We start from the raw sequence: 11,031 nt of genomic DNA on the forward strand, positions 1-11,031 counted from the left end.
AGCCAGAGCCGGATATCAATGCATTGCTCCCCTGGAACTTCTCACATTAATAACCGCCCCGTGGGTTTATGGGGCGCATACCCTGAAGTGAGCTCAGAGGCATAGAGCAGATCTTCCTTAATGATACAGCTTCGCTCGTGATCGATTGCGTGAACGGATGCGTGAAATATTAAGTTTCTTAAAGAGCGCATATTTCCCCCAGAGAAAGCATACAATTTTTTTGCTAATGGCTCATTATCAAGTCCGGAAAGCTTATCAAATGGCAAGGCTTTATCTAACTGCTTAAGGAACCCTAGAAAGATGCCTTGCTTTTCCAAATAACTAAAAGGCCGGAGATGAAACTGGATGGAAAAACGACTACGAAGTTGGCTGTTTGCAGCAAGAACGACTTGTGAGTACGGCATACCAAATAGGACTACTGGGCACTGTGTCTTGTTGATTAGGATTTTTAGCCAATCGCCGACTCTTGCTAGGATCTTGTTGGAATTTTTTTCGACAAGATGCTGGAACTCGTCGATGATGATTATTTCGATTTTTAGCAACGGAACTAAGTCAATAATTCGCTTCGTTAAGACAACAGTGTCAGATTCATACAAGGCTAGGGGATCGTTTAATTGCAGTAAGATCTCCCGAGCGACATCTACTGGTTTGGCGTTCTCTGGTAGTTCTATGTAGAGGACTGGAACGACATCACCTTCTATATATGATTCGCGTTTGTTCTGCTTTAGGTATTTACGAATGATTGAGGTCTTGCCAACTCCAGTCGCGCCGTAAACCATCATACAGCAGGGCTCTGTATCAATTTGCGACAGTTGACGACATCTGTCTATGTTTTCTAAAATTCTGGAAACATCCGGAGTTGTTATAAACGCTTTTTTTGCCTTCTCAATTTTCTCTTCCCTGCTCGACATGCGTAGATCCTTAAACGTAATCAATATCCCAATTTGAACTGTCATCTATATCAAAGTTATTCGTACTATCTGAGTTAACTCTATCTGTAGGAGGTGGCACTTTTGCCTCTTTAGCTCTCTCAGAGTGTTCTTCATACCTGGCTGCACGTCGTCTGTTGGTTATAGATGTTTTTTTCTTCGAAATCGATGCGTCTACAATTTTTTCAATTCTTAACTCGGCGTCGATTTCGGCATCTTGATCGTACTCACTGTTACTGAGTTCTTTTTTTAACTCGATATTTTTTTTATGTAGCCATAGGGTAACTTCGCTAGCGTATTCGTAGTCAATAGCAGGGACTTTGAAGTATGACTCATTGTCCTCATCAAGTACCCAGATGAACCCCATGTTGTTTGGGTTATACTTTATTGTAGCTTTGTGATCTCCTTTTCTTCCTCTGTATTCAGCTAATCGGTCACTGCTGTAATATAGTTCTGTATCTAGTCTGATTCCTTCTTTGCGTAGAGATCGTGTCTCTAGTTTTGCAAAACAGAAGTCGAGCTCTTCGTCAGTACCTGCAAATTCATTCGGAGGCCAAACTCGAGCAGCTTGTTTCCACGTAACGTTAGGGCAGTTGGTGCCTCTTGAGTTAGATTTGGGGTGAAAAATGTCGACAAGCCAATTTAAATATATCTCTTTGATCTCATTTAATGTTAATGAAGCTTCGTCAATAGCGTTATAGCCTTCTCTTTGGAGGTAGTTGCTGAAAGCCTTACCTGGAAGGTCATTAAGTAATGAGGTGTTAGTGGTTCCGTATTGACGCTCGGTATGAGGCTTATTATCGGGTGTATCAACTTTATTTTGGTGGACATTGATAAAAAGGCTATCGCATGCTCGGATAAAATCCGCAGATAAAAACTCCTTTCCATTGTCGGTCACAAGAAGGTCAGGGATGCCGTAGCAAACCCAATCCTTTTGCACGGAAGGGTACTGCGATAGTAGCTGATCTTTGCGCTTGATTGCATTTTTGAGTGCTAATGCTACAGACATATAACTAGGAGGTTCAAAACCTAGGTAGAATCCTATTACAGCCTTGCTATAGCAATCGACGAGTTGGGTTAGATAAGGTCTACCGATGGGAACTCGATACTTTTCGTGGACAGCAAACAGGTCTAGCCAAGTGTGATCGATTTCTACTCGCTCAAGAATGCTTTCTGTTAATATTTTTTTCCCCATACGCCGAAATTCTCTTTTCGCCACACGTTCACCTTTTTTGGCTGCGAGTTTTTCATAGGGAGTTAGCTTTTTCACTCGTTTACGTATTGCTTCATAGCTTGGGTATTTGTGAAGAGTATTGTGAGTAAGGTTATATTGACGCACTTTTCTTCTTACTCGTCTAAACGCATTGTTAACGTTGATTTGTTCTACGGAAATCACCTGCTCAATCGCTTTATCCATAAACCCTGATACGACTTCGGGGACTTTTGTAGCACGGTTGCCTCTCTGTTTGATTTTTGGAGCGAGTGATGTAACGTTAAAACCTGATTTGCGATAGCTCAACCACCACCTGTAGATGGTGATAGAGCTGGGGATTTGACGGCTTTCTGCTAACTGTAGCTTTACCCTTAGAGGCTCAATGTTTTTTAAATTGATTTCAGAGCACTCTTGAGTAATAAATTTTAAAATCTTCAGACGAAAAAGCGCTTCGTTGGCGCTCTTTTCATTGAATGCTGTTAAATCCTGCAAGTCTTCGCTGTCATCAAAATCAGGCTGTTGCCCTTTGTCAGCGTTCGAATAACTGTCAGTATCTTTATCATTCTTAGCCCCATGAAATTGAGAAAAAGCTTTTCTAGGCATACGCTAGGCCCAATTCCGTGTTTTTACTAAGTGGTATATAGAGATCGGCTTGAAGCACACATCTTGATAGTAGGTCGCAGATGATTGGGAGTATGGTTTGTCTCGTTAACCCGGTTCTAGCCATCAGACTTTCAACACGTTGTGAGCCGTGTTTGTGCAATATTTCGATTATCCTTTTTTGGTTATCAGAGAGCTGTGTTCGAGATGAGTATCGATGTATTCGTTTCAAGTTACCAAGTAAAGGTCTTGTTCTTATTGTTTTTTCTTCTATTAATTCAAGATCAATCCCTAGCAACTGATGGGCCGCAGTTTTCTTGCCTTCAAACTCTGACTTAAAAAGCTCTGAACTAGTAAATTCATTAGCCTTTACTTCATAAAGTACGAACTCTCCGCAATCAAATTGAGCGACGAAATCTGGTACGTAAGTGTGTATTTTACCTTCGAGTTCATAGGAAAAACGTATTGGTTGGGAGCAAAAACGAACAACTTCTCGATTAAAATCGAAATGAAAACACGCATCAAATTCAAGCATCGATTCCACAGAGATGGTGTTCTTCATCTTTACGCTAGTGTAACGATGAATGTTTTTCCCTCGAGATTTAGTCAGGTTTCTTGCGGGGTGAATAAAAGCTTGCTCTAAGACTGTCGAGGTTTGATAGGGAGACAGAGATGAGATGGTCATAAATTGCCTCTTTCACCATATGTAGTAAACTTACCTAAGTATGGTAGGGGAAGAGGCAATATCAAGTTATGGTTGTGACAATTATCAAGTTATGGTGGTAAATATCACTTTATGGTTGTTTCAACAGGTATTCAAGTAATCGGCGCCTACTCTTTACCGAACACGTTGTTCTCTTGCTCTTGCACGCGGATAAACGTGGTGCGCTTGGTCAGCTCTTTAAGCTTCGCCGCGCCAACGTAGGTGCAGGTTGAGCGTACGCCGCCCATGATGTCCTGGATGGTATTTTCAACCGGGCCGCGGTATGGCAATAGTACTGTTTTTCCTTCGGCTGCACGGTACTTGGCAACACCGCCGGAGTGCTTGTCCATCGCGCTTTGAGAAGACATGCCGTAGAACTTCATGAACATCTTGCCGTCATTTTCGATGACTTCGCCGTTGCTTTCTTCGTGACCGGCCAGCATGCCGCCCAGCATAACGAAGTCTGCACCGCCACCGAAGGCTTTGGCTACGTCACCGGCACAGGCACAACCGCCGTCGCCGATAATACGGCCACCCAGGCCGTGCGCGGCATCGGCACATTCAATGATGGCTGACAGCTGCGGGTAACCAACGCCCGTTTTGACGCGTGTTGTACATACCGAGCCCGGGCCAATACCTACCTTGACGATGTCGGCACCGGCAAGGATCAGCTCTTCTACCATATCACCGGTAACAACGTTACCAGCGCTAATGACTTTGTCTGGGAACTCTGCACGTACTCTTTCAACGTACTCAACCAGGTGCTCCGAGTAACCGTTGGCGATATCGATGCAGATAAAGATCAGCTCGTCGGTCATCGCCATGATGTCTTTGGTTTTCTGGAAGTCAGCGTCTGAGGTACCGGTTGATACCATGACATTGTTCAGCACACCGGCGTCGCTGCGTTTGATGAACTCAGCCCAGTCAGCCACGGTGTAGTGTTTGTGAACAGCTGTCATTACGCCGTGCTTGGCCAGCGAAGCGGCCATTTCGAAGCTACCAACGGAATCCATATTAGCTGCAATAATAGGTACACCTGACCATTGACGACCGCTATGCTTAAATGTAAAATCGCGGGTTAATTCAACTTGAGAACGGCTTTTTAGGGTTGAACGTTTTGGACGAAACAGTACATCTTTAAAACCTAACTTCAAGTCTTGTTCGATACGCATTGATATTTCCTTAATCTTATCGAATTTTGCCCTTTGGCTTTCTTGCTATTGGCAGATAGCAGGTAGATCACCGAAGAGCAGGCACAAAAAAACCGGAGCGTTGGCAGACGCTCCGGTTTTCAGCATTATAGGCCGAGAAAGTTAATTAACAAGTCTAATAATGTTATTTTTTTTGTGGTATCCTCACAAAGATATTAGGTTGAAAAAGCCTGAGAATTGTCAAATTTTCCTGAATTCTTCGCATATCTCTTCCATTCTTCCATAATCATTGCATAATCCCATTGTCTTGCTGGCTAAGTGGATAGGTTGACCTTGTTAAGCAAAAGAAAAATAAAAAATACGTTTCCGCTCGACTTCTATGGTGAGGACGGGAGTTGGCGCTTCATTATCCGGGCAGAGAACCCCGGAGAGGTGCTGGATGCGATGTATTGGCGTGCATATATTTCATGTCACCGGAAAGAGTTCGATTTGTTGCATGTCGCGACCGATAAATTTAACTATAAATATAACTATTCGAGTGTCGATGCGGCTGACTTGCATTATGGCACCGGAGGATCGCCGATGCGGATCAATATGATGGGGCCAATTGTCCCTATTTCTGCAATATTGGAGCAAGTTACAGCGATAAGTTCACAGAACGATAAGAAAACAGCGTAACCGCCGAGTTATTCAGAAAAAAGGAGCGAACCATCGCTCCTTTTTTTTATGCCTGATTTTTGCCTGGTTATTGGCAGGCTCCGATTGTTAAGTTATTGTTGTTAGGTATGCAGTGATAACCGGAGAGACAGATGAATCATTGGATCCGCAGATTACTATTGGTGGCAGGCGTCTTGCTTCCGAGCATTGCCACCGCATCGTCGTTACCGGCTATCCAGGGTAAGTGGCAGTGTACGCCGCAAAAAGAAAGGCCTCAGGAACAAAGCTGGGTGACTTACGATTTTAAGTCCGATGGTACGATGACATCACAAGAATGGGTCAGATATCAGGAAGAGCAGCAGACCCAACTGGAGTTTAACCTGTTTATCGATTATCGCTATGTCGTCAACGATGCCGATTATATGCTGAAACCCGTTAAGCTAAGCCGGGAGATCATTACCGATCCCAATAACAGCAACCCTTTTGACTATGCTGCTCGTCGCGATTTGACCGGCTACCGCATCTTCTTCAAGCCGATATTGCAGGGTGATAATGCAGCCTTGTTTGATATGTGGTACCACATTACGCCGAACAAGCATTTTCAGATGCAGTGCAAGCGGCAAGGAGTCGTATAACCGCGGCCATCGGCGTAGCTGTTACTGGCTGCGCTCCAATAGCCTGTCCCTGTATTGCGTCGGCGTGACCCCGCGTTGGCGCTGAAATGCCTTGCTAAAACTTTGCACATTTTTATAGCCCAGCTCCCTGGCTATCTCAGCATTAGACATATCTTTGAGCATGTACTTAATCGCAAGATTGCACAGTACGTAGTTGGTGACATTGGTAAAGCTCCAACCAAAAACATTAAACCGGCGCTGGAGTTGCTGCCTGCTTATCCTATAACGTTTGGCAATAAAATCCAGGCTTGGGTAACCGTAGTGGCAGGCGTAACTAACCATCTCGTACATGACCTTGGCGGTATCATGGGGTTGTGGCATGTTTAAAAACTCATCAAGCTGAAGGTTGGAGACCAGCATCGGACGAGAGGTGCTGAAAGGGTGAGCACTGCCGTGTTCCAGCATGGCGATATCAAGCCAAACCTTGGTCACTGCCGCATTCCATGTAACATCACAGCCAAAATAGGCTTCTACTCTTCCATCTCCGCATGGCGGGCCGCTGAGCTCGACATGCTTCGGCTGATAATCATCACCCATGAAATGCTTTAGCGTATTGGTAAACATCACGGCAATGCGAAGGCTGTCGTGGAGTCGGCTTCGGCCTTCTGAAAAATGGTTGTCATAGCACCACTTAATAAGCCTGCCTGATTGCTCGCCGTGAAAGCTTGTACCCGATTGCAGGCAGGATGTCCCGTAGTTGATTCGCCTGAAGGCGAGCGCCAAATCTGGGCTCGATAAAAACCAGTCACCAAAATAGCCCATGTTGTCGAACTTCAGGTAGGGAGCTATCTCTATCATGTACGCTGGATCGCCACTCTTTATCTCAATCAGTTCCAGCCAGCGCTGAACATCGATAAAGGGTACGAGCGTCATTGGCTCCGCCAAAATCCGAGCTGGGATCCCCAGTTCTTCAGGCGCGAGTCCGTAGCGGGCGATTATGCCGGCAGAGACCGGCTGTAGAAAAACCGAACGGATGAAGGATATATCCAGCGCTGACGATGTTTGATTCATGAGTTAGGGCTTGATGAAAATAGCGTGTGGATAGAATATCGCAAATAACCTTGCCGTGTGATGTCTTCTGTCCGTAAAAAGTACGCAGTTCACATTTTTCGGCACACTCCACGCAACAAAAAAACATAACAACATCAATTTTAATATCGGAGATGTCTTACATGAGCCTCGTAAGCATGCCTTTTGTCGATAGCGGTGTCGACACAGCATTACATATTGTGGCCGCGGTTGTTTTAGTCGGAACAATTGCTGCGGCGGGCTATGGATTCTGGCGAATTCATGAGCTGCCAATCCAAAAAGCCCACACTAAGGAACACCATCAGATAGGCTTGATAACAGCACTGACCTGGATAGGCTTCGTCTGGCATTGGGTGTGGGTTATTGCCGTCTTTATCGCTTTTGTTGATGGCGAGCAGGCACTTCGTCGTATCCGCGATATCTGGAAAGGCAATGATGAACAAAGAACACAACCGCCATCATCTGATTCGGTTGTAGCGGAGCAAAATGATAAGGAGGCCGAGCATGCTTGAGGGATTAGCCGTATGGTCGTTGTTTATCTATCTGCTTCGTATGGTCGGTATGCCGTGGAATAAATTTACCAAGGCGTTTTCTTATTTAGGTGGTGCAGGCTGGTTATTGTTTGTCTGGGTAGGGTTGATCACCTTCGCGCCGATGGATATGTCCGGCGGATCGCTGGTGCAATCGCCGCATATTCAGCTGAGACCGGCCTCGACCAACATCAAAGGGCATGTTGACGAGATTTACGTCCGGCCCAATGACAAGGTGTCCGAAGGTCAACTGATTTACTCGCTGGATGATGAGCCGTATCAAATAGCCCTGGATAAAGCGGAGTCATTACTGAACTCTGCCAAGGTATCCCTTTCGATTGCCGAGGAAGATGTCCGTATTGCGCAAGAATCTTATAGCGCTGCGTTGAAAGATATAGAAATCTCTAAAAATCAGCTGATTGCGACACAAGAAGACTTAAAGCTCAAGCAGACGACACTGAGACGCTACCTTGAGCAAAACAAGGTGGTTAAGCATACCATTACTGAAACTCAGCTAGATGAGCAGCGTACGGCTGTTCAAATGGCCATAGCTCAAGAAGTGACTTTGCAGTCTCAGTTGGAAAAAGCCAAGTTGTCCGCCAATAAGGCCCAGCTAGCGCTCGAGAAGTCAGAACTGACTGTCAGCAGCCATCAGGTTGATGTCGAAAGCGAAATGGAAAATGTGGCTCAGGCTCAATGGAACCTGGAACAGACCAAGGTCTATGCCCCTGCTGACGGGTACCTGACCAACTTCATTATGCGTGAAGGTCAGTACGTGGGTCTTATGCCTAGGATCCAGATGTACACCAATGAGAAATATGTCCTGATGCGGGTAAACCACCAGGCGATTCGCAATGTAAAAGTCGGGCAGCGGGCCGAGTTTACCTCGGCAGTCTATCCGGGCAAGGTTTTCAACGCGGAAGTAGAAGGCATCATTGAAGCCACTGGCGAGGCCCAAGGCAGCCTGCTGGCCCGTGACGATAACATTCGTCAGACAACCGGGCAAAATGCCATGAACAAGCATCATTTTGTCAGGCTCAAGCTAGATGAACATGACGGTTATGACATACCGGTCGGCTCGGTAGGTCTGGCCTGGATCAGTGCAGAAAAACCAATTCCATTTCTGGCTTTTCTCGATGTGATCCGCGGCATCATAATCCGAATGAAGTCACAGATATTCTTTATTTGGTCGATGTAAAGGCAGGTCTTTACCAAAATCTTCTAACCAAAGCGCTCTAACCACAGGGCGATAACTAAAACGATAACAAGAAACAGATGTTAACCAGAATGAATTTACGTTAACCGCTCCGGGTGGTAGTCATACTGCCCGAACTTTTTACTACGTTAATGCTGACTGTAGTTCGCTGTAACTCCTTGAGGCTTGGGGTTACAGCTTTTTTTTTGCCAATTTCTCCGTTGGACTTTTCTTTATTCATTTTCTTATTCTGTATTGATGTCTTGAGCATCAAGGAGTACAACTAGGCTGCATCTTTTTCATGGAGCTTAACGTGTCTTCTGTATTTTTCCACCTTCCTGCTAAACGTTTATTTCGCTCTTTAGCTGTAATGTTGCCCGTTGTGGTCTTGCCGTTGTCTGCTAGTGCGTCTGGTTTGCACTTGCTCGATGATTTTTATCTGAACGACAAGGCCGAGGATATCCGCTCCTTGCCCGGCGCATTTGATTGCTCTGATTTGTATAGTGGTAAATTGACCTATTGTTTTGATCAACTAAGGGTATTTGATGTCGACGAAGAGCTGCTGGCCGTCTTTGTGGTAGAGCAAAAAGCTCATTCTGTGGAATATACCACGCCGCTGAATGCTGCTAGTTACAACACAGTGCTTGCGGGGCTAAGGCGCAAAGGCCTGGTTTTTGCTCACCTGAATGTAAATGATGAAACCCTTGATGTGCTGGCGGGTATACAGCACCTTGACCGGCAGACATTGGACGAGCAGATGTTCGTTCTGGCTAACCGTTACGATTTTACGGTACCAAGGGAATATCTGTTTCTCGACAAGGGGGCTTTCAACCGTGCCTATCGCCAGGGGGAGCAGAATATTGAGCAATGGTTAACGGCCGGGGACTCAACTGACGAGCAGAAAAAGTATGACAGAACCGTGATCATGTCGGTCTCAGCCGAGCAAATTACGGTTACCGTGTCCTATCCGTTTGTCGGCACTGGCACCGGCATCGACGACTGAATCAGTCTCAAGCAAGCCTGCGCGGCTGCTTTTCAATCCTGACGCAGGTTGCTGGTCATCGAGATTGGTGTCGGGTAGCGCCTGACAACCCAATAAGTGGATATGATGAAGGTTGTCATGGTGGCTGTTTGGATAAACATGCTGGCTTCGACGGAAAGTAGTTCGGCATTCATTGCTGCATAGACAACAAGAAAAGAGAACTCGCTGGCCTGGCTGAGCCTGGCACCTAGCTCACGGGTCATGCTGGGCTTTTCGTGAGCTAGTGATAAAGCCAGCGTAAACCCCCAGGCCTTGACGACCACAAGAATGATACCGAATAAAATGCCCAGTAAGCTGTAGATGTTGCTGCCCGCCAAATCCATTCTCGCCCCGATAGCAAAAAAGAACAGAATCAGGAAGAATTCTCGCAGTGGCTTGAGGTGAACAGAGATTGCCTGCGAAACACGGCTAACGGCAATTGAAATTCCTGCAATGAATGCACCGCTTTCATACGAAAGCCCGACCTGGTGGCTGAGTTCGGCCCAGAAAAAGCACCAGGCGAGTGTTGTCACGAAACTGTATTCCTGGATCACGTCGAAACGCTGGAATAGCGGCAGGATCATGTAGCGCACACCGAGAAACGCCAGAGAGCAGAGCGCCACAAACTTGAGCAGCATCATTATAAAGGCCACGAGCATGGCATTGCCGCCGCCAATATTGAGGAAAATGATCACAGTGATTGCGATGATATCCTGCACCAGCAAAATACTGGTCATCACTTCGCCCATGTGTTTGTGATGCAGGGTAGTGGTGGGGATCAGCTTCAAGCCGATGACCGTACTGGAAAACATCAGGGCAGCGGCAATGATCAGGGCATCCTGCATCGGAAGCTGGATCGCGAGAGCAAAGAGCAAGGCACCCAAAAAGAAAAAGCTACAGGTACCCAGGGTGATAATGGAGCTTTCTTTGAATAGCTGGATCAACTTTTTGGGCTGTAAGTTCAGCCCAATCAGGAATAACAACAAGATAACGCCAAGATTGCCTATCTGAGTAATATGCTCGGCATCCCGAATAACCTGCAGGCCATTGGGGCCTATGAGCATGCCTGCGGCGATATAAGCCAGGATGATTGGCTGGCGGGCATAAAGAAACAGTGTGCCAAGAATAGCGGCGCTGATAACGATAGCGCATAGTTCGAAGATAAGAGGCGCCAGGTTGATCTGCATACACGACACTTCCCGTTGCTCAGGTATTTGCCCAATGGAAAACTATCAAAATGCAGTAGCCTATATACCCAAGCTACCTCAAGATGCTCGTTTCAGCGAGAATTACTTGGCTTGTAGGCTAGGCACCGATTAGAAAATCTAG

The 11,031-nt window shown here is 46.1% G+C and carries 11 protein-coding genes; 5 read left to right on the forward strand and 6 right to left on the reverse strand.

The genetic code is table 11. The features are described 5' to 3' along the window. Positions 1 to 41 precede the first annotated feature (41 nt). The 4 genes from BIT28_RS00550 to BIT28_RS00565 all read right to left on the reverse strand — a co-directional run bounded on the left by BIT28_RS00550 (position 42) and on the right by BIT28_RS00565 (position 4,617). On the reverse strand, positions 42 to 911 hold the full coding sequence (locus BIT28_RS00550; RefSeq protein ID WP_075761695.1) for a TniB family NTP-binding protein: 870 nt from the start codon (positions 909 to 911) through the stop codon (positions 42 to 44). 10 nt (positions 912 to 921) lie between these two features. Next, positions 922 to 2,745 (reverse strand): Mu transposase C-terminal domain-containing protein, encoded by a 1,824-nt coding sequence (locus BIT28_RS00555; RefSeq protein WP_075761696.1) that lies wholly within the window; start codon positions 2,743 to 2,745, stop codon positions 922 to 924. Beyond that, positions 2,738 to 3,427, reverse strand: coding sequence for a TnsA endonuclease N-terminal domain-containing protein (locus tag BIT28_RS00560; protein WP_089153643.1), 690 nt, complete (start codon positions 3,425 to 3,427; stop codon positions 2,738 to 2,740). Before BIT28_RS00560 ends, BIT28_RS00555 begins: the two co-directional genes overlap by 8 nt. A gap of 146 nt (positions 3,428 to 3,573) precedes the next feature. Further along, positions 3,574 to 4,617, reverse strand: a complete 1,044-nt coding sequence (locus BIT28_RS00565) for a GMP reductase (RefSeq protein WP_075761697.1) — start codon at positions 4,615 to 4,617, stop codon at positions 3,574 to 3,576. A gap of 312 nt (positions 4,618 to 4,929) precedes the next feature. On the opposite strand from BIT28_RS00565, the gene BIT28_RS00570 reads away from it, so the two are divergent. Together BIT28_RS00570 and BIT28_RS00575 are read left to right on the forward strand one after the other, a co-directional pair. Next, a complete protein-coding gene (locus tag BIT28_RS00570; RefSeq protein WP_075761705.1) occupies positions 4,930 to 5,274 on the forward strand; it encodes a hypothetical protein in 345 nt (114 codons plus the stop codon). 131 nt (positions 5,275 to 5,405) lie between these two features. Continuing rightward, a complete protein-coding gene (locus tag BIT28_RS00575; RefSeq protein ID WP_075761698.1) occupies positions 5,406 to 5,888 on the forward strand; it encodes a hypothetical protein in 483 nt (160 codons plus the stop codon). 21 nt (positions 5,889 to 5,909) lie between these two features. On the opposite strand, the gene BIT28_RS00580 is transcribed toward BIT28_RS00575, so the two are convergent. Further along, positions 5,910 to 6,938 carry an AraC family transcriptional regulator gene (locus BIT28_RS00580; protein ID WP_075761699.1) on the reverse strand — a complete coding sequence of 343 codons (1,029 nt, stop codon included), beginning with the start codon at positions 6,936 to 6,938 and terminating at the stop codon, positions 5,910 to 5,912. Between the two features lie 161 nt (positions 6,939 to 7,099). On the opposite strand from BIT28_RS00580, the gene BIT28_RS00585 reads away from it, so the two are divergent. The 3 genes from BIT28_RS00585 to BIT28_RS00595 all read left to right on the forward strand — a co-directional run bounded on the left by BIT28_RS00585 (position 7,100) and on the right by BIT28_RS00595 (position 9,684). Continuing rightward, positions 7,100 to 7,468: an MFS transporter gene (locus tag BIT28_RS00585; RefSeq protein WP_075761700.1), complete on the forward strand. Its 369-nt coding sequence runs from the start codon at positions 7,100 to 7,102 to the stop codon at positions 7,466 to 7,468. Continuing rightward, positions 7,461 to 8,684 (forward strand): HlyD family secretion protein, encoded by a 1,224-nt coding sequence (locus tag BIT28_RS00590; RefSeq protein WP_075761701.1) that lies wholly within the window; start codon positions 7,461 to 7,463, stop codon positions 8,682 to 8,684. The genes BIT28_RS00585 and BIT28_RS00590 overlap by 8 nt, the downstream gene beginning before the upstream one ends. A 310-nt stretch (positions 8,685 to 8,994) precedes the next feature. Then, a complete protein-coding gene (locus BIT28_RS00595; protein ID WP_139310416.1) occupies positions 8,995 to 9,684 on the forward strand; it encodes a hypothetical protein in 690 nt (229 codons plus the stop codon). A gap of 32 nt (positions 9,685 to 9,716) precedes the next feature. Here the strand turns inward: BIT28_RS00595 and BIT28_RS00600 are convergent, their stop codons facing one another. After that, complete coding sequence (locus BIT28_RS00600; RefSeq protein WP_075761703.1) at positions 9,717 to 10,889, reverse strand: cation:proton antiporter domain-containing protein; 1,173 nt, start codon at positions 10,887 to 10,889, stop codon at positions 9,717 to 9,719. Between the last annotated feature and the right edge of the window lie 142 nt (positions 10,890 to 11,031).

It is taken from the genome of Photobacterium proteolyticum (assembly GCF_001939735.1).
GTDB lineage: Bacteria > Pseudomonadota > Gammaproteobacteria > Enterobacterales > Vibrionaceae > Photobacterium > Photobacterium proteolyticum.

Bases quoted from the DNA above. Each gene is read 5' to 3' on its own strand.
- BIT28_RS00550 (WP_075761695.1), bottom strand. From the start codon at position 911: ATGTCGAGCAGGGAAGAGAAAATTGAGAAGGCAAAAAAAGCGTTTATA.
- BIT28_RS00555 (WP_075761696.1), bottom strand. From the start codon at position 2,745: ATGCCTAGAAAAGCTTTTTCTCAATTTCATGGGGCTAAGAATGATAAA.
- BIT28_RS00575 (WP_075761698.1), top strand. From the start codon at position 5,406: ATGAATCATTGGATCCGCAGATTACTATTGGTGGCAGGCGTCTTGCTT.
- BIT28_RS00565 (WP_075761697.1), bottom strand. From the start codon at position 4,617: ATGCGTATCGAACAAGACTTGAAGTTAGGTTTTAAAGATGTACTGTTT.
- BIT28_RS00560 (WP_089153643.1), bottom strand. From the start codon at position 3,427: ATGACCATCTCATCTCTGTCTCCCTATCAAACCTCGACAGTCTTAGAG.
- BIT28_RS00580 (WP_075761699.1), bottom strand. From the start codon at position 6,938: ATGAATCAAACATCGTCAGCGCTGGATATATCCTTCATCCGTTCGGTT.
- BIT28_RS00585 (WP_075761700.1), top strand. From the start codon at position 7,100: ATGAGCCTCGTAAGCATGCCTTTTGTCGATAGCGGTGTCGACACAGCA.
- BIT28_RS00600 (WP_075761703.1), bottom strand. From the start codon at position 10,889: ATGCAGATCAACCTGGCGCCTCTTATCTTCGAACTATGCGCTATCGTT.
- BIT28_RS00590 (WP_075761701.1), top strand. From the start codon at position 7,461: ATGCTTGAGGGATTAGCCGTATGGTCGTTGTTTATCTATCTGCTTCGT.